Annotated in this window: 21 protein-coding genes; 10 read left to right on the top strand and 11 right to left on the bottom strand. The window is 67.4% G+C overall.

From position 1 onward, the window contains the following. The 8 genes from Q0996_RS18710 to Q0996_RS18745 all read right to left on the bottom strand — a co-directional run. Positions 1-694: FAD:protein FMN transferase (locus Q0996_RS18710; protein WP_299623244.1), on the bottom strand; the 694-nt coding region annotated here is incomplete at its 3' end. Beyond that, the gene (locus Q0996_RS18715; RefSeq protein WP_299623247.1) at positions 691-1,203 is read right to left on the bottom strand and encodes a nitrous oxide reductase accessory protein NosL; all 513 of its coding nucleotides are present in this window, start codon (positions 1,201-1,203) and stop codon (positions 691-693) included. The genes Q0996_RS18710 and Q0996_RS18715, both read right to left, overlap by 4 nt. Then, on the bottom strand, positions 1,200-2,024 hold the full coding sequence (locus tag Q0996_RS18720; protein WP_299623250.1) for an ABC transporter permease: 825 nt from the start codon (positions 2,022-2,024) through the stop codon (positions 1,200-1,202). The genes Q0996_RS18715 and Q0996_RS18720 overlap by 4 nt, the downstream gene beginning before the upstream one ends. Next, complete coding sequence (locus tag Q0996_RS18725; RefSeq protein WP_299623253.1) at positions 2,021-2,938, bottom strand: ABC transporter ATP-binding protein; 918 nt, start codon at positions 2,936-2,938, stop codon at positions 2,021-2,023. The genes Q0996_RS18720 and Q0996_RS18725 overlap by 4 nt, the downstream gene beginning before the upstream one ends. After that, positions 2,928-4,193, bottom strand: coding sequence for a nitrous oxide reductase family maturation protein NosD (locus Q0996_RS18730; protein ID WP_299623256.1), 1,266 nt, complete (start codon positions 4,191-4,193; stop codon positions 2,928-2,930). The genes Q0996_RS18725 and Q0996_RS18730 overlap by 11 nt, the downstream gene beginning before the upstream one ends. Positions 4,194-4,197: 4 nt before the next feature. Further along, positions 4,198-6,117, bottom strand: a complete 1,920-nt coding sequence (gene nosZ, locus Q0996_RS18735) for a TAT-dependent nitrous-oxide reductase (RefSeq protein WP_299623259.1) — start codon at positions 6,115-6,117, stop codon at positions 4,198-4,200. Further along, positions 6,110-8,290, bottom strand: a complete 2,181-nt coding sequence (locus Q0996_RS18740) for a NosR/NirI family protein (RefSeq protein WP_299623262.1) — start codon at positions 8,288-8,290, stop codon at positions 6,110-6,112. The genes nosZ and Q0996_RS18740 overlap by 8 nt, the downstream gene beginning before the upstream one ends. 91 nt (positions 8,291-8,381) lie before the next feature. Next, positions 8,382-10,451, bottom strand: coding sequence for a NosR/NirI family protein (locus Q0996_RS18745; protein WP_299623264.1), 2,070 nt, complete (start codon positions 10,449-10,451; stop codon positions 8,382-8,384). Positions 10,452-10,581: 130 nt separating this feature from the next. Here Q0996_RS18745 and Q0996_RS18750 point away from each other — a divergent pair, with 130 nt between their 5' ends. From Q0996_RS18750 to Q0996_RS18795, 10 genes are all read left to right on the top strand, one after another. Further along, complete coding sequence (locus tag Q0996_RS18750; protein WP_299623267.1) at positions 10,582-12,336, top strand: nitrite reductase; 1,755 nt, start codon at positions 10,582-10,584, stop codon at positions 12,334-12,336. Between the two features lie 72 nt (positions 12,337-12,408). Continuing rightward, complete coding sequence (cobA, locus tag Q0996_RS18755) at positions 12,409-13,200, top strand: uroporphyrinogen-III C-methyltransferase (protein ID WP_299623270.1); 792 nt, start codon at positions 12,409-12,411, stop codon at positions 13,198-13,200. Next, positions 13,193-13,519 (top strand): cytochrome c, encoded by a 327-nt coding sequence (locus tag Q0996_RS18760; RefSeq protein WP_299623272.1) that lies wholly within the window; start codon positions 13,193-13,195, stop codon positions 13,517-13,519. The genes cobA and Q0996_RS18760 overlap by 8 nt, the downstream gene beginning before the upstream one ends. Next, positions 13,516-14,682 (top strand): cytochrome D1 domain-containing protein, encoded by a 1,167-nt coding sequence (locus Q0996_RS18765; RefSeq protein ID WP_299623274.1) that lies wholly within the window; start codon positions 13,516-13,518, stop codon positions 14,680-14,682. The genes Q0996_RS18760 and Q0996_RS18765 overlap by 4 nt, the downstream gene beginning before the upstream one ends. Before the next feature lie 3 nt (positions 14,683-14,685). Further along, complete coding sequence (locus Q0996_RS18770; protein WP_299623277.1) at positions 14,686-15,678, top strand: AsnC family transcriptional regulator; 993 nt, start codon at positions 14,686-14,688, stop codon at positions 15,676-15,678. Beyond that, a complete protein-coding gene (locus Q0996_RS18775) occupies positions 15,675-16,139 on the top strand; it encodes an Lrp/AsnC family transcriptional regulator (protein WP_299623279.1) in 465 nt (154 codons plus the stop codon). Before Q0996_RS18770 ends, Q0996_RS18775 begins: the two co-directional genes overlap by 4 nt. Continuing rightward, on the top strand, positions 16,136-16,615 hold the full coding sequence (locus Q0996_RS18780) for an AsnC family transcriptional regulator (RefSeq protein WP_299623282.1): 480 nt from the start codon (positions 16,136-16,138) through the stop codon (positions 16,613-16,615). The genes Q0996_RS18775 and Q0996_RS18780 overlap by 4 nt, the downstream gene beginning before the upstream one ends. 11 nt (positions 16,616-16,626) lie before the next feature. After that, a complete protein-coding gene (gene nirJ, locus Q0996_RS18785) occupies positions 16,627-17,835 on the top strand; it encodes a heme d1 biosynthesis radical SAM protein NirJ (RefSeq protein WP_299623285.1) in 1,209 nt (402 codons plus the stop codon). Next, positions 17,810-19,387 (top strand): nitrite reductase, encoded by a 1,578-nt coding sequence (locus tag Q0996_RS18790; protein ID WP_299623288.1) that lies wholly within the window; start codon positions 17,810-17,812, stop codon positions 19,385-19,387. The genes nirJ and Q0996_RS18790 overlap by 26 nt, the downstream gene beginning before the upstream one ends. Positions 19,388-19,397: 10 nt before the next feature. Beyond that, the gene (locus Q0996_RS18795) at positions 19,398-20,171 is read left to right on the top strand and encodes a sirohydrochlorin chelatase (protein WP_299623290.1); all 774 of its coding nucleotides are present in this window, start codon (positions 19,398-19,400) and stop codon (positions 20,169-20,171) included. Between the two features lie 30 nt (positions 20,172-20,201). On the opposite strand, the gene Q0996_RS18800 is transcribed toward Q0996_RS18795, so the two are convergent. The 3 genes from Q0996_RS18800 to Q0996_RS18810 are packed head-to-tail and all read right to left on the bottom strand — an operon-like array spanning position 20,202 to position 22,998. Further along, a complete protein-coding gene (locus tag Q0996_RS18800; RefSeq protein WP_299623292.1) occupies positions 20,202-21,461 on the bottom strand; it encodes a TRAP transporter large permease in 1,260 nt (419 codons plus the stop codon). A gap of 13 nt (positions 21,462-21,474) precedes the next feature. Then, the gene (locus Q0996_RS18805; RefSeq protein ID WP_299623295.1) at positions 21,475-22,008 is read right to left on the bottom strand and encodes a TRAP transporter small permease; all 534 of its coding nucleotides are present in this window, start codon (positions 22,006-22,008) and stop codon (positions 21,475-21,477) included. 15 nt (positions 22,009-22,023) lie between these two features. Continuing rightward, the gene (locus Q0996_RS18810; protein ID WP_299623298.1) at positions 22,024-22,998 is read right to left on the bottom strand and encodes a TRAP transporter substrate-binding protein; all 975 of its coding nucleotides are present in this window, start codon (positions 22,996-22,998) and stop codon (positions 22,024-22,026) included. Between the last annotated feature and the right edge of the window lie 5 nt (positions 22,999-23,003).

The following is a 23,003-nucleotide window of genomic DNA, read 5'->3' on the forward strand; positions in this document are numbered from 1 at the left end:
CCCGCACCACCTCGCCGTCCGGCAGCGCGATGCCGGCGCGCCAGGCCGTGCCGTCCGGGCGGCGGCCCAGGGCGGCGATCTCGCCCATGTCGATCAGCACATCGGTGAGGCCACGCGCGCGCAGGAGCGTCGCGACCCGGTCGGCAATATAGCCCTGGGCGATCCCGTTGAAGGTGAGGGCCATGCCCGGCCGGTCGAAGGAGAGGGACCGGGAGTCGTAACGAAGGTAGCGCCAGCCGCTGCGCCTTTGGGCTTCGGCAATCTCGTCACGGCGCGGCCGCAATCCCTCCGCGGCGCGGCGGGCATGGAGTTGCCAGAGCGGCTGGACCGTCGGATCGAAGGCGCCGCTCGTGGCGCGGTGAAGGACGCCCGACAGCGCGATGAGTTCAAGGAATTCGGGCGGCGGAGCCGCCAGTTTTCCGGACTCGTTCAGCCGACTGAGCGCCGAGTCGGTGCGGTGCAGGCTGAAGATGTTTTCCAGCCGGAAGATCTCCGCTTCGACGGCGGTGAAGACCTCCCGGGCAGCGGTGTCTTCCAGGCCGACCAGCGTCATGGAGGCATTGGCGCCCAGGGCGATGCCGCGCCAGCGCGCCACCGGGGGCTTGGCACTGGCCCCGTATGGCAGGGCCATGGCGGCGGCGGAGACGGTCAGGAAGCGGCGGCGAGTCAGGCGGTGTGTCAGGCGGCGGGTCATTGCAGGCGCCCCCCCGGCAGATCGATCTCGACGGCGCCCAGCACCGCCTCCATGGGGATCTCGTCGAGGGCCATGACGCTGCCGCCATGGCGCGCCGCGAAGGCTTCCGCGGCTGATGTGTCGCCGAAGGGGGCGACTTCCGGTGCGCCCATCCCGCCGACCACATCAGCACCGACGACGAAGGTGGCCGCAGCGGCATCGACCCAGTTGTCCGCCCCGGGCTCCTCCCAGCTCGGCGCCTCGGCCATGTCGCTGACATAGACGGCGGTGATCGGCGCCTCACGCTCCGGGCTGCGCAGGTAGGCCAGGGCATCGCGCACCTGGGCGAAGAAGATCGGCTCGGCAAAGCCCTCGAGGTGGATTTGGGCCTTGGGGCCGCCGTGGTCGGCGATCCACATCTGGCAGAAGTGGCTGAGGGCGGTGTCGCTGAGCGGGACCGGATCGGGGACGACCGCCACTTCGTCGTTGCAGGCGGCCAGCAGGAGCAAGGCAAGCAGAGCGCGTTTCATGGCTCGACCCTCCCAAAAGCAAAGCGGGCAAGGCCCAGGGCCAGCAGCGGCCAGAGAAGCAGCGCCGCCGGTGCCGCCCAGGCGGGCAGGGCGTTGGCTGCGCCGGTCATGCCGGTCGCCAGCGCCACCCCGTCCGCTGCGGCGACGTTCCACAGCCGAAAGGCATCGGCGGGATTGACCGTCAGCAGCCAGGGAAAGACGTTGCGGGTGAAGGTGCCGCCGTCGTCCAAGACCACGGCACCAAGGAGTCCCAGGTCGTAGAGCACGACGAAGACCAGCCACAGCCCGGCCGCAAGTCCGGCGGCTGCGGTGGCGCTGCCGGCGATGGCGGAGACGGCATAGCCGAGGGCGAGAAAGCTGGCGCCCAGCAGCACCGAGGTGCCGATCAGGCGGGCCAGCGCGATCAGGCTCTCGGTCCCGGCGCCCCCGGCCAGGGCGGCCGCGGCCCCGGCCGCGCCGAAGCCGATGGCGAAGGCAAAGGCGAGAATGGCCAATTGGGCGGCGAACTTGCCCAGCAGGAGCTCGCCGCGGGAGACCGGATAGGTCAGCAGCAGGGCGAGCCCGCCGCGCTCGGCCTCGCCGGCGATGGCATCGAAGGCCATCATCAGCGCCAGCAAGGGCGCGAGATAGACCGAGAGCGTGGTCATGGAGGCAACCGAGACGGTGAGCAGGTCGACGCCGAGGGCACCGGTCGGCGCCGCACCGGCGAAGGTGAGCGCGAGGGCAAAGAGGGTCATGATCACGGTCGCCATCAACACCCAGCGATTGCGGCGGGCGAGGGCGAACTCGGCGGTGGCCACGGCCAGAATGCGGGCGATCATCGGCGCTCCTCCCCGGATGTCTCGAGTCCGGAATAGTGGCGGTAGAGGTCCTCCAGGCTGGGCGGTGTCACCTCCACATCGGCGACCAGTCCGCCCAGGGCGGCGATCCGCGCCAGCCGGTCCATCTTTTCATCCGGCCGGCAGCGCAGTTCGATGGCGGTGCCGTTGACCCGTTCGCCACCGAGTTGGGCGTGGATTTCCGCCGCATCGTCGTGCTGGGCCGTGAGCCTGAGGCGGATCGGCAGTCCGGCGCGCGCCCGCAACTCCGCCAGTGTGCTGTCGGCGACGAGCCGGCCCTGGCGGAGGATGGCGATGCGGTCGGTCTGCGCCTCCACCTCGGTCAGCGCATGAGAGGCGATGACCACCGCCGTGCCGCGCGCGGCGATCTCGTCGATGATGGCGTAGAGTTCGTGGCGCGAGATCGGGTCGAGCCCACTGGTCGGTTCGTCGAGCAGAGCCACCTGCGGGCGCCCCAACAGCACCTGCGCCAGTCCCAGGCGCTGGCGCATGCCCTTTGACCAGGTGCCGATGCGCCGCCCGGCAGCTTCCGCCAGGCCGACACGCTCCAGCAGCGGGTCGACGGCGCGCGGCGACTCGCCGGCCAGCCGCGCGAAGAGCCTGAGCTGCTCGCGTCCGGTGAGCAGGCGGTGAAAGGATACGGCTTCGGGCAGATAGGCCGAGGCCTGCCGGGCCGCGGCGCTGCCCGGCGCGGCGCCGGCGACGACGATCTCTCCGGCGCTCAAGGCCGTCAGGCCGAGCACCAGCTTCATCAGGGTGGACTTGCCGGCACCGTTGTGGCCCAGCAAAGCCAGACGCTCGCCTGGCTTCACGACCAGGTTTATGCCGCTCAGGACTTCGGCGCGGCCATAGCGCTTGACCACACCGTCCAAGGAGAGGGCGGGGCTATCCGTCATGGCGGGCCTCCCAATCCGGAACCGGGATCTCCACCGGTTGCATCAGCGGGCGGCTGTCGACGATGCCGCCGGGCAGCAGGGCGGGGAAGGCCGACTGTGCCCAGCGCACGAGTTGCACCGCCGGCGCGCCGAGCAGCAGTTTTGCCGCCGGCTGCGTCCAGAGGATGTGGTCCATCTGGTCGTTGGGCCGATAGGGCGTGTCGGCGATCCCGTCACCGTCCACGTCGTAGGCGGCGAAATCGCTCCAGTGGTTGCCCCGCTCCTCGGCGGACCAGTCGAGCCAGCGCGAGCCGACGTACTTCACCTGGGTGCGGTTGCCCAGGAAGGCGTTGCCGGTGATGGCGTTGCGCTCCGAGCCGGCGGTGAAGTGGATGCCGATGTCACAGCCTTCGAAGCGGTTGCCCTCGACCCGATTCTTGTGGGCGTTGTAGAGGAAGAGACAGCGGTTCTCGCCACCGCGCACCAGGTTGCCCGAGACCTGGGAGCTGTTCGCGTAGTTCAGCATGATCCCGTGCTCGGCATCGCCGATGGAAACGTTGTCGGTCACCCGCACGCGCTTGGAGAACATCACCGCGAAACCGAGATCGTTGCCGATGGAGAGATTACCGGAGACTTCGCTGTCGTCGGCGTACATGTAATGGACCGCAAAGCGCAGTTCGCGGAAGCGGTTGTTGCGGAAGGTGTTCTTTCTAGAGGTGTTGACGAAGATGCCGTCCCGGCCCCAGCGGACGTCGTTGCCCTCCACCAGGGCGCCGGGCGCGTTCCAGACGTAGACGCCGTTGCCGCGCTGATTGACGCGGTGGTCGCGGCGGCCCTCGATAACGTTGGCCGAGACCCGGGCGTCGCGGGCGCCGTGGATATCGACGCCATAGAGGTTGCCGAGCAGTCTGTTGCCTTCGACCATCGCACGGGCGGCCTTGCGGCCGAGGGAGACGCCCGAATCGATGGTCTCGTGGGACGAGCCCGAGCCCACGATGGTCAGGTCGCGCAGGGTAACGTCCGGCGCCGCGACGGTGACGACGCTGCCCTGGCCGTTGCCCTCGATGGTCGCTTGGCCGCCGCCCTCCAGGGTCAGCGGCCGGTCGATGACGATGGGGCCCTGGTGAGTGCCGGGGGCGAGCAGCAGGCGGTCGCCCGCCGCTGCCCGTTCCAAAGCCCTTGTCAACGCCCCGGGCTCAGCCGGTACCTCCCACTGCGCCGCCATCGCCGGCAGCGGCGCGGTCAGGAGGATAAGGATGAGCCCGAGGCGCAGCATCTGGTCAGGCCCCCCGTGGCTCGACCAGCATGCGGCCGCGCATCTCCATGTGAAGCGCGTGACAGAACCACTGGCAGTAGTACCAGTGGACGCCGGGGCGCTCCGCGACGAAGGTGACCGAGGCCGTGGCCTGCGGCGCCACCTCTATGGAGATGCCGAAGTTCGACAGGCAGAAGCCGTGGGTCAGGTCGTCGATGTCGTCCAGGTTGGTGACATAGATCGTGACCTCGTCGCCCTGCTTCACCGTGAACTTCTCCAGGCTGAAGGTCGGCGCGACGGAGGTCATGTAGACCCGCACCTTGTTGCCGTCGCGGATCGGCTCCTCGGCGCCTTCCTCGAGATCGACGCCGTCGGCGGCCGCCTGACGCACCGCATCGGCGAAGATGGGATCGTCGCGCTTCCAGACGATGTCCGGGTTCACCTTGGAGCGGTGGACCAGGATGCTGTCATGGGGCTCGGCGAAGGTCGGCCCGTCGTGCACCACCTTCATCTCGTCGCTGGAGATGTCGATGAGCTGCTCGTTCTCCGGCTTCAGCGGCCCGACATTCAAGAAGCGGTCCTTGGAGAACTTGTTCATCGAAATCAGCCACTTGCCGTCCGCCTCCGCGGTTTCGCCCATGGAGGTGGAGTTGTGGCCCGGCTGATAGTGGACGTCGACCTTGGAGATGATCGGATCCACGTCGGACCCTCCATAGGCCTGGATCGCCTTTTCCATGTTCCACTTCACCACCTGGCTGTCGAGGAACAGGGTGGTGAAGCAGTTGCCCTGGCCGTCGAAGGCGGTGTGCAGCGGGCCGAGGCCCAACTGCGGTTCGGCGACGATGCAGGAGCGCGGGTCGGCGTCTTCTTCGAAGAGGGCATCCACCTTGGTCACGTCGATCACCGAGACGGTGGGCGAGAGCTTGCCGTTGATCACCACGTGGCGCTTGTCGGGCGCCGTGTTGCAGCCGTGCGGGCTGTTGGGGATGGGTACATAGCGGGTGTACTTGGAGCCCTTGCGCCCGTCGAGCACCGGCACGCCGTTCAGCATCTGGAAATCGCCGGCGGCGACCCCCTCCTCGATGCGCTTGATGTTGAAGATCACGGCGTGGTCGGTCTCGCTCGCCGTCATCTCCGCCAGGTTCACGCCCATCTCGGAGTTGTAGCTGGTGGCGAAGGCGTACTTGCCCTGGTAGTCGGCATCGCAGTTGTCGAGGTTGCCGCTGACGATCACCTGCCAGGCCACCGTCATCTCGTCGCCGTCGATGGCGCTGAAGATGTTCACATACTGATCCGGCTCGTCGAGGATCATGCCGTCGTTGACCAGCGGGGCCTCGTGCTCGCCGTTGGCGAAGACGTAGCCGGTGCGCGGGAACTTCTGGGGACGCAGCCCGTGGATGTCCTTGGCGTTGGGGATCTCGATGATCTTGTCGCACTTCATGACGTCGCAGCGCACCCGGGCGACGCGGGTGTTGGCCTTGTCGTTCATGAAGAGATAGCGCCCGTCGTAGGTCCCGTCGGTGAAGGACATATGCGGGTGGTGCAGATCGCCGTTCTCATAGGTGACCTTGCCCTGGGCCGCGAGATAGGTCTTGGTCTCCGGCAGCAGGCCCTCGGTCAGGATCTTGAGCGACTCGTTGGTCTGTCCCCAGCCCGTGGCCGAGCAGCGGTTGAAGACCGGCACGCGCATGAGCTCCCGCATGGAGGGGACGCCCAGGATGCGCATTTCGCCGGTCTGCCCCGATGACCAGAAGCCGTAGTACTCGTCCAGCTCGCCGGGCTCGAGGGCGAACTTGCCCTCGGCGGCGCGGGCCGGGCGGTTCGCGACCAGGGCGGTGCCGCCGGCGGTGGCGGAGGCGAGCACGGCGCCCCCGGCGGTCGCGCCGAGCAGGTCGCGGCGGGTAATGGCCCAGGGGTGGGCCCGGGGATTACTTTTCTCAGGCATGGGTCCTCTCCTTTGTTGAAGCAGGGGCGGCAAGCTTGCCATCGTGAAGTTTGGGGGCCGCCTTCATGCGTTCTGCAGCGACCTCAAGGCGTTTGACCTGGCGCGCCACCACCGGGCAGCGCTCCTTGGACTGATAGAGCATCTGGCAGTGCAGGCAGTTGACGCATTCGTTGGGATTGATCTCGCCGGTCGGGTGGATGGCCTGCACCGGGCATTCGTTGGCGCAAGTTTTGCACGGCCGCCCGCATTCGTGATAGCGCTTCAGCCAGTCGAACATGCGCATGCGCGCAGGGATCGCCAGGGCCGCGCCCAGCGGGCAGAGATAGCGGCAGTAGAAGCGTTCGACGAAGAGCCCGATCACCAGAAGGCCGACGGCGAAGGTGACGAAGGGCCACTCGCGGGCGAACTTCAGGATGATCGCGGTCTTGAAGGGCTCGACCTCGGCATAGGCTTCGGCCAGCGGGATGGAGGCCAGCGAGATGCCGAAGAGCCCGAGGAAGATCATGTATTTGACCGGCCAGAGGCGCTCGTGCAGGCCCCAGGGCAGCTCCCACTGTGGTACCCGAAAGGCCCGCGCAATGCGGTTGGTCAGTTCCTGCAAGGCGCCGAAGGGGCAGAGCCAGCCGCAGTAGGCGCCGCGGCCCCAGAACACCAACGCGGCGGCGACGGAGAACCAGAGAATGAAGACCAGCGGGTCCAGCAGGAAGGCATCCCAGGTGAAGCCGCCGCGCAGCGCCCCGGCCAGCGCCATCAGGTTGACTACCGAAAGCTGCGCGTTGGCGTACCAGCCGAGAAAGACCAGCGTCACCGTCAGGTAGCCCATGCGGAACCAGAAGAGCCCGCGTTCGCTGACCGTCGCCTGCCGCTGAAAGAAGAACATCCCGGTCAGCACGACCAGCATGACCGCGAGGCCGGCGATCTCGACTTGACGCTCGCGCCAGACCCGCTGCCAGAGCGCGGCCTTGGCGGCGGCCTCGTCGTCGGAGAAATCGACCGGCGGTGCGAGCGGCAGCAGGTAGCGCTCCGGCAGGCGGTAGCCCAGGTCGAAGGTGAGGTAGCTTCTGTCCACCGGACCGACGGCGCGCTGCGCCAACAGTTGCAGGCGCCAGGGCGCTGCCGGATCGAAGCCGGCGTCGGCGGGAATCTTGAAGAGATCGAGTTCGTCGAAGCTCGGCGCATCGGCCGCCGCGATCTCCCCCAGGCGGCGGTGTTGGCGGTCGAAGAAGCGCACCGAGCGGTCGCCCTGGATGAGCTGAATGCGGTCGAAGATGCCGCCGCGCACGTAGCCCGAGCCCTTGAAGGAGTAGCGCCCGCGCCCGGCCACCAGAATGGCCTGCTCGCCTTCCTCCAGCCAGGCGGTCAGGTTGCCGTACTCCGCCTCGCCCAGCAGGCTGAGACCGATGGAGGGCACGGAGACGAGGGCCGCCTTCATGTCGATGAAAGTTTCGCTGTCCGGTCCCTTCTCCGGCCGCGCCGCCGCGCGCTCGTCACCGGAAGCGGCGAAGGCCGCGTTGATCTGGCCGACGTCGAGGGTGAGGCTGCGCACCGAGCCGTCCCCGGCAAGGGTCACCCAGCTTTCTTCGGCAAGCAGACTGCTGTCGATCTGCCGTTGCGGCCCCCGGACCTCCGGCGCCAGGCCGCCAAGGCCGAGGCCGCGGGCTACCCTGAGCCCGGCGCGCACCACCGAATCGTCGATCACCATCACGGTGACGGTGGCGCCGGAGATGATGTCGAGGTCATGGGCCGAGCCGCCCGCCGCCGCCTCGGCCTTGAGATCGAGGCCGGCATAGCCTTCGGTGAGGCTGCGGACTTCGGACTCGGGAATGCCGATGAGCACGATGGGCTCCGAATGCTCGACCAACTGAACGCCGGTCAGAACTGCATCCGGCGAGATGGCCGCGACCACATGGATCGGCTTGCCGGAATAGCCCGTGGTGCCGACGAAGTCCGATGTCAGGAAGGCCCAGGCGACGGTCTCACCGTCTTTGACGACGGGCGCGACGGGGATGTCGTCGCGCAAAGCACCGAAACCGGTGGCGCCCGGCACCAGGGTTTCCGCCTTGAGGGTGGTGAGGAAAGAGGGCAGCAGTGCCTGACCGGCTGCGCTGGCCGAGTCCGCGACCAGACCGGCCAAAACGACCATGAAAGCGGTCAGGCACACACCAAGGCGCATGGGGGGCTTCCTCCATAACGGGATGCGCACTCTGCATGACCTGGCGGACCGGCTCCTTGACTTGCGTCAAGCTGCCGGGCTCGCCTGTGCCTCATGGGTGAGCGGAGACGTGCGACTTTCGCTGGCGGCGTTTGAGCACCGGGCAGGTGGCCTTGTCGTGGAGGATCATCTGACAGCGCAGGCAGAGCACGCATTCGTTGGGGTTGATTCGGCCGATGGGATCGATCGCGCCGACGGTGCATTGCTGCTCGCAGAGCCGGCATTCGCGCCCGCACTGCGGCCGGCGGCGCAACCAGTCGAAGAGCTTCAGCTTCGCCGGGATCGCCAGGGCGGCGCCGAGAGGGCAGAGATAGCGGCAGTAGAAGCGCTCGATGAAGAGCCCCGCGATCAGGATGGCCGCGACGAACAGCACGAAGGGCCAGGCGCGCAGGAAGTAGAGCGACATGGCGGTCTTGAAAGGCTCGGCTTCCGCCAGGATCAGGGCCAGTTCCATCGAATAGAAGGAGAGGCCGAGAATGGCGACGAAGAGGGTGTACTTGATCACCCAGAGCCGTTCCTGCACCACAAAGGGCACCGCGATCTGCGGAACCTTGAGGCGCTGGGCAATCTCGTTGGTCAGCTCCTGCAGGGCGCCGAAGGGACAGAGCCAGCCGCAGTAAACGCCGCGCCCCCAGAACAACAGACCGAGGGCGACGAAAGACCAGAGGATGAAAACCAGCGGCTCGATGAGAAAGGTCTCCCAGCGGAAGCCGCTCAGCAGCGCGTGGAGGAAGGCCACCACGTGGACGACGGAAAGCTGTCCGCCGGCGATCCAGCCGAGCCAGACCAGGGTGACGCTCAGAAAGGCGATGCGGCCCCAGCGCCAGAGCCGGCGGCGCCGCACGAAGGCCTGCTGACCGAACAGAATGCCGGCGAGGGCGGCCAGCATCAGGGCGACACCGGCGATCTCGGGCAGCTTGCCTTGCCAGGCGGAGACCCACAGCGGTTCTGTCTCCGGCAAAGCGGCGGGCGGCCGTTTGAACCGCTCCGGCAACACATAGGTCAGGGGGATGGTCATGGAGACTTCCCCCGCTGCGGTCGGTCGGTTCGCCGTCACCTCCACCGTGAAGGGCTGTGTGGGATCGAAGCCCTCGGTGGGCAGCCGGAACAGGCTCAGCTCCTTGAACGTGGGGGCATCCGCCGCCCGCAAGCGGTCGATGCGCGCATAGCCCTCGGCGCGAAGCACGAGGGTCTGCGAACCCTGGACCACCCGGATCCTGTCGAACACGCCGGAGCGGCGCCAGGCGGTGCCGCGGTGGGACTGCAGGCCTCGCGAGGCGACGAAGAGCGCAACCTCGCCCGGGCCCAGTGCAGCCATGGCCCGCGTGTAGTCCTGCGGACCCAGGAGGTTGCGGCCGATGGTCGGCGGATCGAGGAGCGCGGCCCACAGCTCGATGAACGCCGCCCCGCCCGCCGGCAGCGGCGGATTGGCCCCGGGAAGCGCGGCGCGCGCCTCGTCGAGGGTGACGGTCGTTCCCGCCAGTGCCCCCACTGATTCGAGCGCGGGCCACGAGAGGGTCTCGAAACTCTGCCGGTCGATGCCGGCGCCGACGCCGCCGAGCAGTCCGCGCTCCAGGACGACCCTGCGGGCCGTGCGCAGGATGGCATCGCGGATGACGCCGGTCGAGACGGTGGCGCGCGCGATGATGTCAGGCAACCTGGATTGCGGGTCGTCCTCATTGTTATGCAGCTTGATCAAGTCGACGCCGGCGAAGCCGTCGACGTAGCGGGCGATGTCGGCGGTGGAGATTCCGAGGGTCAGGATGGGTTCGTTGTGACGGACCAGTTCCGCCCCGGCGATCCGCCCGTCGCTGTCGATGGCGACCAGGATGTCGATGGGGCGCCCCGAATAGCCCAGGGAGCCGACGATCTCCCAGGTCGAGGCAATGAAGCCGAGCGATCCGCCGGGCGCGTTGACCGACCAACCCGCAGCGGGTGCTTCCTCCCGCCGCAACAGGAGCGGTTGATCGGCATCGAAGAGCCGCGCGGCGACGGCCGGGTCCGGTGCCGCGACCTCGGGACTGTCCGCCGGCAGCAGTCCTCCCGCCGCGAAGGCATCGCCCAAAGAGGGCGGCAGCATCCCGGCCAGAAGGATGAAGACGAGGGTTCGAAGATGCGGCATGGGAAGCCCAAGGTTCGCTGCGCGCAGCGTGAAGCCGACGGCACGCTACATCCTTAACGAAAGTCAAGGAGCACAAAGGCAGGGCCATGCATGCTCCTTCATGCCCCCCTCGTGCTACGGAGAGATTGGCATGGCCACCCTTCGCGAAATCCGAAAGCTCGCACTTCTCACCACTGTTGTCCTCCCGATCGCCTTTGCCGCAGACGGGATCCTGGCGCAGGAAAAGCCCAAGGGTCACGGCGACGATCCGGCGGCGTCCTACGAGCCCAGCATGACCACCCTCGGTCAGATCAACGTGGAGATCCCGGGCCGTAAGCCCGGCGATCCGGTGATCACGCCGCCGGAGTTCCAGACCGCCAGCAAGATGTACTTCGAGCGCTGCGCCGGCTGCCACGGCGTTCTGCGCAAGGGCGCCACCGGCAAGGCGCTGACCACCGACATCACCCGCGAGAACGGCTACGAGTATCTGCGCGACTTCATCACCTATGGCTCGCCGGCCGGCATGCCCAACTGGGGCACCTCCGGCGAGATGACCGAAGAGCAGGTCGACCTGATGGCGCGCTACCTGCTGATCGAGCCGCCGGCGCCGCCGGAGTTCGGCATGGCCGAGATGCGCGAGACCTGGAAAGTCCTGGTCCCGCCGGAGGCGCGGCCGACCCGGAAGATGAACGAGATCGACATCGACAATCTCTTTTCGGTGACGCTGCGCGACTCCGGACAGATCGCGCTTATCGACGGCAAGTCCTACGAAATCCATACGATCATCGAGACCGGCTATGCTGTACATATCTCGCGGATCTCCGCATCGGGACGTTACCTCTTCGTCATCGGCCGCGATGCCTTGATCAATATGATCGATCTCTGGATGGAAACCCCGGCGACCGTCGCGCAGATCAAGATCGGCGCGGAGGCGCGCTCGGTCGAGACCTCCAAGATGAAAGGCTGGGAGGACAGGTACGCCATCGCCGGCAGCTACTGGCCGCCGCAGTACGTCATCATGGACGGCGACACTCTGGAGCCCAAGAAGATCGTTTCCACCCGCGGGATGATCTACGACACCCAGGAGTACCATCCGGAACCCCGGGTCGCGGCCATCGTCTCCTCCCACTACCGGCCCGAGTTCATCGTCAACGTGAAGGAAACGGGCAAGATCCTGCTGGTTGACTACTCCGACATCAAGAACCTGAAGGTGACGGAGATCGAGGCCGAGCGCTTCCTGCATGACGGCGGTTTCGACTCCACCAAGCGCTACTTCCTGACGGCGGCCAACGCCCGCGGCAAGATCGCGGTGATCGACACCAAGGAAGGCTCGCTGACCGCCCTTCTGGAAAGCGAGGGCGAGACGCCGCACCCCGGGCGCGGCGCCAACCTGAACCACCCGGTCTACGGGCCGGTCTGGGCGACCTCGCATCTCGGCGACGAGACGGTCGCGTTGATCGGCACGGACCCGGAAGGCAATCCCGACCATGCCTGGAAGGTGGTGCAGCAGCTCTATGCGTTGGGCGGCGGATCGCTCTTCGTCAAGTCGCATCCGACCTCAAACCACCTCTATGTCGATACGCCCCTGAACCCGGAGGCTGAGATCTCCGCCTCCATCGCCGTCTTCAAGGTCGACGAACTGACCGCGGAGGAGCCCGAGTACGAGGTGCTGCCCATCGGTGAATGGGCCGGCGTCGCCGAAGGCCAGCCGCGCGTCGTTCAGGGCGAGTTCAACAAGGAAGGCACCGAGATCTGGTTCTCGGTCTGGAACGGCCGCGACCTCGAGTCGGCCATCGTCATCGTCGACGACCGGACGCTGAAGCTGAAGCACGTGATCAAGGATCCGCGCCTGATCACGCCCACCGGCAAATTCAACGTCTTCAACACGCGTCAGGACATCTACTGACCAGCGCGAACGCGAAGGGCGGCGGTCCATCCGCCGCCCTTCGACCGTCAAGCCGGCAGCCGGGAGGACGCTTTGAAAAAGCCAGGACAGGTCTTTCTGGTCGGTGCGGGTCCGGGCGATCCGGATCTTCTCACACTGAAGGCGGCGCGGGCCCTGGCCACGGCGGAGGCGGTGGTCTACGACCGGCTGGTCTCGCCTGAGGTCCTGGCGCTGACACCGCCGACGGCACGGCTGATCCCGGTCGGCAAGGCGCCCAAGAACCATCCGGTTCCTCAGGAACGGATCAACGAGATCCTGGTCGATCTGGCCCAGGGCGGCCTGACGGTGGTGCGTTTGAAGGGCGGCGATCCCCTGATCTTCGGCCGCGGCTCGGAGGAGCTTGCGGCCTTGAAGGCGGCCGGGGTCCCGGTCGAGGTGGTTCCGGGCATCACTGCGGCCCAGGGCGCCGCGGCGGTGACCGGCGTTCCGCTGACCCATCGCGGACTGGCCTCCGGCCTGCGCTATGTCACCGGCCACTGCCGCGACGACCGGCCCCTGGATCTCGATTGGCCTGGCCTGGCCGATCCCGACACGACCCTGGTGGTCTACATGGGCGCTGCCAACATTGCCGAGATCGCGGCGCGCCTGATCGCGCAGGGAATGCCGGCGTCGCTGCCGGTGCTGGCGGTGGCCAGCGCCACGACGCCACGGGAAAGGCGCCTTGTTTCCCAACTCGATGAGATTGCCGCGGACGCCGCCGAGGCGGGATTCGCCGGGCCGGTCCTCTTCGTGATCGGCCAGGTCGTTTCCCTCTACCGAAGCTGCCCGGCCGAGGTGCTGGCGATGCTCGCCGCCCGGCCCCTGCGGGACGCCGCCTATGCCTAGGCTCCCTGCGCTTTTCCCGCTCGCGGTCTTGCTGTTTGGAATGCCGCCGCTCGATGCCGCGGAGTTGGCGCCCGGGCGGGCCGCCGAGCTGGAACGCCTGGTGCTGCAGGACTGCGGTTCCTGCCACGGCCTGACGTTGAAGGGCGGGCTCGGCCCGGACATCCGCGCGCCGACCCTGGCGGGACGCTCCACCGAGGGACTGGCCGCGATTGTCCTTCACGGCGTCCCGGGCACGCCCATGCCACCCTGGCATCCGCTTTTGAGCGAGGCGGAGGCCCAGTGGATCGCCGAATACCTCTTGAATGGAGGGGCTCCATGACCCGTATCCTCGCCGCGGTCCTGCTGGCTCTGACCATCGGTTTCACCGTCTGGGTCAACAACGCCCTGGCCGAGACCCTGCGGGGCAGCGGCGACCTGGGCGTTGTGGTGGAACGCACCGCCGGGGCGATCCTGATCGTCGACCAGTCTGAACGCGCGGCCATCGGCCGGGTTACGGGCTTGGGCGATCTATCCCATGCCTCGGTCGTCTTTTCGCCGGATCAGCGCTACGCCTTCGTCTTCGGCCGCGACGGCGGGCTCAGCAAGGTCGACCTGCTGAAGCAGACGCTCGTCGGCCGGGTGCTTCAATCCGGCAACGCCATCGGCGGTGCGATCTCCGACGACGGCCGTCTGGTCGCCGTCTCCAACTACGAGCCAGGCGGCGTCCGGGTCTTCGACGCAGAAACCCTGGACATGGTCGCCGACATCCCCACGGGATCAAAGACCATTGGGCTGGTGGATGCTCCGGGTCGCCAATTCGTCTTCACGCTCTGGGACCATGGCGAGACCTGGATCGCGGACCTCTCGAAGGGCACGCCGGAAATCACAAAAATCGAAGGCATCGGCGAGAACCCCTATGACGCCCTGATCACCGCCGACGGGCGGCGCTACATCGCCGGGCTTTTCGGCGAGGACGGGCTGACGGCTCTCGACCTCTGGCAATCGCCGCCGGCGCCGCGCCGCATCCTCGCCGGCTATGGGCGCGGGGAGGCGCCCTTGCCGGTCTACAAGATGCCGCACCTCGAAGGCTGGGCGCTGGCGGGCGAGCGTTTCGTGCTGCCCGCCGTCGGCCGCCACGAAGTGCTCTGGGTCGATGCCCGTAGCCTGGAGGAAACCGGCCGCACCAAAACCCATGGGCAGCCGGTCTTTGCCGTAGCCCGTCCCGACGGCCGCCAGGTCTGGGTCAACTTCGCCCATCCCCTGAACGATACCGTCCAGGTGATCGACACCCCCTCTGGCGAAGTGATTCACAGCCTCAAGCCGGGACCCGCGGTGCTGCACATGGAGTTCACGCCGCGCGGGCACGAGGTCTGGGTTTCGGTCCGGGATGCGGGGCGGATCGACATCTACGACACCCGCAGCTTCGAGAAGCTCGGCGAGATCGCCGCCGAGACACCTTCGGGCATCTTTTTCACCGCCCGCGCCCACCGCACGGGGTTGTGAGCCATGAGCCCGATCCTCGACCCCACCGATCATGCGCTGCTGGACGGCTGGCAGCATGGCTTCCCGCTCGTCTCGCAACCCTTTGCCGAGATCGGGCGCCGTCTCGATCTTTCCGAAGCGCAGGTTCTGGAGCGCCTGCGCCGGCTCTCCGGCGCCGGGGCCATCAGCCGCATCGGCGCCACCTGCCGGCCCAACACCGCCGGCGCCAGCACGCTGGCCGCCGTCGCCGTGCCCGACTTCCAGATCGACGCGGTCGCGGCCGTCATCGGCGCCGAGCCCGGTGTGAACCACTCCTATCTGCGCGAGAACGACTGGAACCTCTGGTTCGTGGCCACCGGCCCCGACCGTTCTCATGTCGATGCGACCCTCGCCCGGCTTCGCGAGCAGACGGGCCTCGAGATTCTCGATCTGCCGCTGGTGCATGCCTTCAATGTCAATCTCGGCTTTGCGCTGGACGGATCGGGCCGCCTGCCGCCAGCGAAAGAAGCCGCCGACGCCAATGTCCTGACGGCGGACGACCGCCCGATCATGCAGGCGCTCTCCAGCGGACTGGCGCTGGTTCCACGCCCCTTTGCCGAACTCGGCTCAGCGCTCGGTCGACCGGAGTCCGAGATCATCGCGCGCATCGCCGTGCTCGCCGAAGCGGGGGTCCTCTCGCGCATCGGTGTGATCGTGCGCCATCGCGCTCTCGGCTGGCGCTCCAACGCCATGGTGGTCTGGGAGCTGCCGGAAGAGGAAATCGGTCGTATCGGACCGGCGCTGACCGCGGTGCGCGGCGTCACCCTCTGCTATCAACGCCGCCCGGTGCCCGGGGTCTGGCCCTACACGCTCTACTGCATGATCCACGCCCGCACCCGCGCCGAGGCCCTGGCGGTGTTGGGGCGTGCCTGCACCGAGCTGGGGCTGGCGGAGGTTCCCCACCAAGTGCTGTTCAGCATCCGCTGCTTCAAACAGACCGGGGCGCTGGTGTCAGCGCCCAGTGGAGCGGCTGCATGAAGGAGCCCTTGCACGATCTGGACGATACCGACCGGAGGATCATCAACGCCCTGCAGGAGGGGTTTCCGATCGCGCCGAGGCCCTATGCCGCAGCGGCAGCACGGCTCGGCCTGACCGAGGCCGATCTGATCGCGCGCCTCACGGCGTTGCGCGAAAGCGGCGCCATCACCCGCTTCGGACCGTTCTTCGATGCCGCCGCCATGGGCGGGGCCTTCTGTCTCTGCGCCATGGCTGTGCCGCCGGCGGAATTCGAGGCGACGGCGGCCAGGGTCAATGCCCGCCCGGAGGTCGCGCACAACTATGCCCGCGCGCATCGGCTCAACATGTGGTTCGTGCTGGCCACCGAAACGCCGGCGGGAATCGAGGCGATGGCCTGCGCTATCGAGGCGGAGACCGGATACCCGGTCCTGCGCCTGCCGAAACTCGAAGAGTTCTTCATCGGTTTCAGGGTGGTGGCATGACGATAGCGGAGGTCGACAGGCAGATCGTCGAAGCGACACAGGCGGGCCTGCCGCTGACGCCGGCCCCCTATGCCGAGGTCGCCGCGAAGCTCGGCCTCAAGGAAGCCGAGGTGATCGACCGCATGACGGCGCTGCAGGCCCGCGGCGTGATCCGCCGCATCGGTGTGGCGCCCAATCACTATGCCCTGGGCCTGGTGGCCAACGGCATGACGGTCTGGGACCTCGAGGATGGGCAGGCCCGCCGTCTCGGCGCTGCAGTCGGTGCCCTCGACTTCGTGTCCCACTGCTATCTGCGCCCGCGCGTGCTGCCGGACTGGCCCTATAACCTCTTCGCCATGGTCCATGGTCTCGACCGGGAAGAGGTCGAGGAGAAGCGAGGCGAGATCGCAAAGCTGCTCGGCAGCGCCTGCCGGGCCAGCGACATTCTTTACTCGACCCGGATCCTGAAGAAGACCGGGTTCAGGCTCGCCCGATAAGGAGAGCGCCGATGTTCCGTCTCTCGCATTACATGCGCCAGCTCGTCTCGCCGACGCCGCCGCGCCCGCGCCGCGGGCCGGTCAAACCGGTGGTGATCTGGAACCTGACACGCCGCTGCAATCTGCGTTGCCGGCACTGCTACTCGGTTTCCGCCGACCACGCGTTTCCGGGCGAGCTCACCCACGAGCAGGCGATGGCGGCCCTGGAGGATCTGGGGGCCTTCGGGATTCCCGCCTTGATCCTCTCGGGCGGGGAGCCATTGGCGCGGTCCGATCTTTTCGAGATTGCCGAGCGGGCCCGGGAGATGAAGCTCTATCTCGCGCTTTCCAGCAACGGCACGCGCATCGTCGGTGAGCAGGCCGACCGTGTGGCGGCCATCGGCTTCGACTATGTCGGCATCAGCCTCGATGGCATCGGTGCGACCAATGACTGGTTCCGCGGCAAGGAGGGCGCCTTCGATCAGGGGCTTGCCGGCGTCCGGGCCTGCAAGGCGCGCGGGGTCAAGGTGGGTCTGCGCTTCACCCTGACGGAGGACAATGCCCATCAGCTTCGCGACCTGCTGGCCCTCGCGGAAGCGGAGGGCGTGGACAAGTTCTACCTCTCCCACCTGGTCTATGCCGGGCGGGGCGACAAGCATCGCGGCGCCGATGCGGGCTGGCGGCGGTCGCGCCACGCCATGGATGTTCTGATCGACCGCGCCTGGATCGCGGCGGCCGAGGACCGGCCGCTGGAGATCGTCACCGGCAACAACGATGCCGATGCGGTCTACTTCCTGCGCTGGGCGGCAGAGAACTTCCCGGCCGAGCAGGTGGACCATCTGCGGGCGCATCTGGCGGCCTGGGGCGGCAATTCGTCGGGCCTCGGCGTTGCCAACATCGACCCGCAAGGCAGGGTCCATCCGGACACTTACTGGTCCGACTACACCGTGGGCAGCGTGAAGGAGAAGCCTTTCTCCGAACTCTGGACCGGCGACGATCCGATGCTGGCCCAGCTTCGCCGCCGGCCGCGGCCCTTGAAGGGCCGCTGCGGCGCCTGCGCCTTTCAGGACGTCTGTGGCGGCAACACCCGCATCCGGGCTCTGCAATTGACCGGCGACCCTTGGGCCGAGGACCCGGCCTGCTACATGGCCGATGAGGAGATCGGCGTCGAGAGCGCGGACCGTCTGACCGTCACGCCCTTCCTGGGAAAAAGCCATGATCCGGTTCATTGCTACTACTAGCGCGCTGCTCTTCGGGGCGTTTGCCGGGCTGGCTGCGGCAACGGTACAGGCGCAGTCTCTTCAGCCGGCCGAAGCGCTTTACCGCGCGCACTGCGCAGCCTGCCACGGCGCCAACCGCCTGGGCGGCACCGGTCCGGCCCTGATCCCCGAAACCCTGAAGCGCCTGCGCGGGCCCAAGCTGGCCAAGGTGATCGGCGAAGGCCGGGCGGCCACCCAGATGCCGGCCTTCGGCGCTGTGCTGACTGGCGAGGAGATGGCGGCGCTCATCGACCATGTGAAACAACCCCTGGCAAAGGTTCCGGACTGGGGCCCGGAGGAGATCGCGGCGAGCCTGCACCTTGAGCCGGACTATCGCCCGGCCGCTGCTCCGGTCTTCGACGCCGACCCGATGAACGTCTTCCTGGTGGTCGAGACCGGCGACCATCATGTCAGCGTGCTGGACGGGGACCGCTTCACGGTGATGGACCGCTTTGCGACTCCCTTTGCGGTGCACGGCGGCCCGAAGTTCACGCCGGACGGGCGTTTCGTCTTCATCATGTCGCGCGACGGCTGGGTGCAGAAGTACGACCTCTGGAGCCTTGCCGAGGTGGCGCGGGTCCGCGCCGGTCTCAACAGCCGCAACATCGCGATTTCCCGGGACGGCCTGCATCTCGCCGTCGCCAACTACCTGCCGCAGAGTCTGACCATCCTCTCCGCCGAAGACCTTTCGGTCGAGCGGGTGTTCCCGGTGGTTGCCAAGGACGGCACGCCCTCGCGGGTCTCCGCAGTCTATCAGGCGCCGCAGCGCGACAGTTTCATCCTCGCCCTCAAGGACGCGCCGGAGATCTGGGAGATCGCCACCGACCCCGAGGCCGAAGCGGTCTACGAAGGCTACGTTCACAGTTACGAAAAGGGTATGGTGGAGGCGATCGCTTCCTCTGAGGGCCTCTTCGCGCTGCGGCGCATCGAGGTCAGCGAGCCCATCGACGACTTCTTCTTCACCCCCGACTACCGCAACCTGATCGGTGCCTCGCGCGACGGCGCGCGGGGGGTTGTGGTCAACCTGACCGTCGGCCGTGAAATCGCCGAGCTGCCGCTGCCGGGCATGCCGCATCTCGGCTCCGGCATCTCCTGGGTCAGCGGCGGGCAGCGGGTGATGGCGACGCCGCACCTGAAAGAGGCGCGCCTGTCGGTCATCGATATCGAGCGCTGGCAGGTGGTGGAGACCATCGACACCCTTGGCCCGGGCTTCTTTCTGCGCAGCCACGAGAACGCCGCCCACGTCTGGGCCGACGTCTTCTTCGGCCCCAACCGCGATGCCGTCCACGTCATCGACAAGGAGAGCCTGGAGATCGTCAAGACGCTGCGCCCCGTGCCCGGCGCCACGGTGGCGCATGTCGAGTTCGACCGCAGCGGCCGCCATGCCCTGGTCAGCGTCTGGGAAGAGGAAGGGGCGGTCATCGTCTACGACGCGGCAAGCCTGGAAGAAGTAGCGCGCCTGCCCATGCGCAAGCCCTCGGGGAAATACAATGTCTGGAACAAGATCACTTTTTCCGAAGGCACCAGCCACTGAGCCCCGGATCGTGCCACGAAGCGCCCTGATCGTGGCCCACGGTTCGCCGTCGGAGCCCCGTGGGCCGGAAGCGGCGATCAGGGCGCTGGCGGCCCGGGTCGCCGACCGACTGCCTCGATGGACCGTGCGGGGCGCGACCCTTGCGGCGCCGGGTGCGGTGGAAGCGGCTTTGGACGGGGCGGACGATGACGTGCCCCTGATCTATCCCTTCTTCATGGCCGACGGCTGGTTCGTCCGCAAGACGCTGCCCGAACGGGTCCGCCGCATCCGGGGCGAGCGCTTCGAGATCGTCCGGCCCTTCGGGCTCGATCCGGCGCTGCGTCGGCTTTGCCTGGACTGTCTTCGCAGGGCCGCGACGCGCGAGGGGGTTGCGCCAAACAGGACTGCTGTGCTGCTGGCCGCTCACGGCTCCCCCTCGGATCCGAGGCCGCACCGGGCCGCCGAAGGCGTCGCCCAGGCAATAGCCGCGGCGGGCCTGTTCCGGGAGATCCGTCTCGGTTTCATCGATCAGGCTCCCTTGGTGGCAGAGGCGGCCAGGATCGATGCGCCGGCGCTCTGCCTTCCGCTCTTCGCCGGCCGCGCCGGGCATGTTGAGCGGGACCTGCCGCACGCGCTGGCCGATGCCGGCTTTCCGGGGGTCATGCTCGATCCCATCGGTGTGCAGCCGGAGGTCTCGGAGATCGTCGCCGCGGGCCTTGTGAGGCATCTCCAGGAAAGCTGGATGCCGCGCCCCGCTGCGGTGCCGCAGCAGCCGGTTTCGCATCCAAAGCCGCTTACTTTGTGATGAATTCTCGGCGGACCGTGGGCCCGCGGTCTACTTGAACCAGACTGCCGTCGCCGGGGTGAAGCTGACGATCATCAGGGTCACGAACATGGCCAGGATGAACCACTTGCAGTAGGGCATGACCTCTTCGATGCGCAGTCCTGTGGTCGAGCAGACCGTCAGCAGGACGGAGGCCACCGGCGGCGTCTGCTGGCCGATGCCGAGGTTCAGGCAGACGATCACGCCGAAATGGATCGGGTCGATGCCCATCTCCCGCGAGAGCGGGAGCAGCATCGGCACGACGACGATGATCGCGGCGGAGGCATGGAGGAACATGCCGAGCGCCAATAGGAAGAGGTTGATCAGCAGCATCCGCAGGATGAAGTCGTCGGTGATCTCGCCCAGCCCCGCGGCGATCTGCTGGGGAATCTGCTCGTTGGCCAGGAACTGTCCGAGCACGGCGGAGCCGGCGATGATCATCATCACCACGGAGGTCTGGCGGACGGTGGTCGAGGCGAGTTCGTAGACCCGTTTCAAACCGAGGTCCCGCTGCAGCGCCCAGCCGAAGACGAGGGCGGCGACCACGCCGACGGCGGCGGCCTCAGTCGGGGTCACCAGGCCGCCGATCAGCCCGCCGACCACCACCACGGGGATCAGCAGCGGGATGAGGGCGCGGCGAAAGCTGTGTCCGAGCCGTCCGGGCTCGAAGCCCTCATCGACGGGATGGTTCTCGCGCAGGGCGAAGATGTAGCTGGTGACCATGAAGGCGCCGCCCAGCAGGAGGCCGGGGACGATACCGGCGATGAAGAGGTCCTTGATGGAGGTGTTGGTGGTGACCCCGTAGAGGACCATGGGAATGGAGGGGGGAATGATGATGCCCAGGGTCGCGCTGGTCGCCGTGACCGCGGCGGCGAAGCTCCTGGGGTAGCCCTGCTTTTCCATCGAGGGCACGAAGACCTTGCTCATGACCGCGGCATCGGCGACGGCGGAGCCGGACATCTCCGCCATGAACATGGAGGTGACCACATTGACGTGGGAGAGGCCGCCGCGCAGCCAGCCGACGAGGGCGCGGGCGAGACCGATGATGCGGTCGGAGATGGAGGTGGCCCCCATCAGCTCGCCCATCATGATGAAGAGCGGGATCGCCAGCAGGATCACCCGGTTGACGCCGGAGAACATTTGGATCGGCGCCATGATCAAATCGATGCCGGAGAGCGCCATGGCGCTGGCGGCGGCGATCATCAGCGCAAAGCCGATGGGCATGCCAAGCGCGATCAGTCCGATCAGCAGAAGGAGGACGCCCCAGGCCACGCCTCAGTGCTCCTCACCCCTTGCGGGTGAGCGCGGCGCGGATCTGCGGCAGCAGCGCCAGGAACAGCAGGACCGCGGCCAGGGGCAGGATCAGCATGAACCAACCCTGGGCGATCTCCGCCGTTTCGATTTCCGTGCGCCCGGATACCCGGATCATTCTGACCGACTGCCAAAGCAGGACGAGGAGGAAACCGGTGATGAGCGCCGCGTTCAGCAGGGCCACGGCCTTACGCAGCGGCGCCGGCAGGGCTTCGGCCAGAAGATCGAAACTGATATGCCCGTTGCGGCGCATCGTCAGATAGGCGCCGAGGAAGGCGACCCAGACCAGCAGCAGGCCCGGCACCTCGTCGGCGGTGACGCTCACCGAACCGAAGGCTTCACGGACCGAGAGGTAGAAGGGCTGAAGCCAGGGGTAGTCGCCAGCCAGGGTCCTGAGCAGACCGAGGACGAGGTAGCGGTTGACGACGTTGATGCAGATCAGCAGGGAGGACAGGGCGAAGGCCAGAACCGCCATGCCCTCCACAAGCCGATCGAGGAGGCGCAGCATCGCCTGCGGCATCACCTACTGGGCGGTTGCGCGCACGAACTCCAGAAAGTCCTCTCCCTGGCTGGAGATATAGTCGTCATAGGAGGAGGCGGTCCTCTCCTTGAAGGCCGCGAAGTCCACCTGATTGATCTCCAGCTTACCCTTCATGTCCTCGAAGTATTTCGTCTCCAGGGCCGCGGAGGTGTTGTAGGCCTGATCGGTGATCTGGCGTCCCACGTCGACGAAGACCGCCTGCTGCTCAGCGGTCAGGCTGGAAAAGAAGGCGTTGGAGGCCAGCAGGAACGACGGCGTATAGACATGGCTGGTCAGCGACAGGTGGGAGGCCACCTCGAAGTGCTTCTGCTCATAGAAGCCGTAGGCCGCCGCCTCGGCGCCGTCCACCACGCCGCTCTGCAGCGCCGTGAAGGTCTCGCCCCAGGAAACTTTCTGCGGGGTCGCGCCCATCTTCTGGAACACGCCCTGACGGAATTTTCCGCCGGAGATGCGGATTTTCAGGCCGTCGAGGTCGGAGGGGGTGCGCACGGCGCGGGCCCCGTTGATCACGTGGCGGAAGCCGTTCTCATAAACGCCGATGACCTTGACGCCGCCGACCTCTTCGACACGGTCGCGGACCGCATTCTCGAGGCCGGCCTTCATCGCCCGCTGCACGTGGGCGCGGTCGGCAAAGAGCCACGGCAGGTCGAAAACGCCCAGCTTCTTGTCGAGCTTCATGACCCCCGAGGCGACGTTGATCATTTCGATCGAACCGGCCTGCACATTGGCGATCAGGTCCTTCTCCTTGCCGAGCTGGCCGCCGGGGAAGAAGGAGAAGGCGAACTGCCCGGGCAGGCGGCGCTCGATCTCCTCGGCGAAGAGCTTGGACTGGGCATGCAGGGGGGAGAATTCGGAGACATGGCTGGCGATTCTCACGTCCCGCGGTTCGGCCAGGGCGGTGGTGGCGGCAGCGAACGCACCCAGACAGCCCAGCGCCAACCTTGAAAGCTGCTTCATCTAAA

The sequence above is a fragment of the Pelagibius sp. genome (assembly GCF_028289705.1).
GTDB lineage: Bacteria > Pseudomonadota > Alphaproteobacteria > Kiloniellales > Kiloniellaceae > Pelagibius.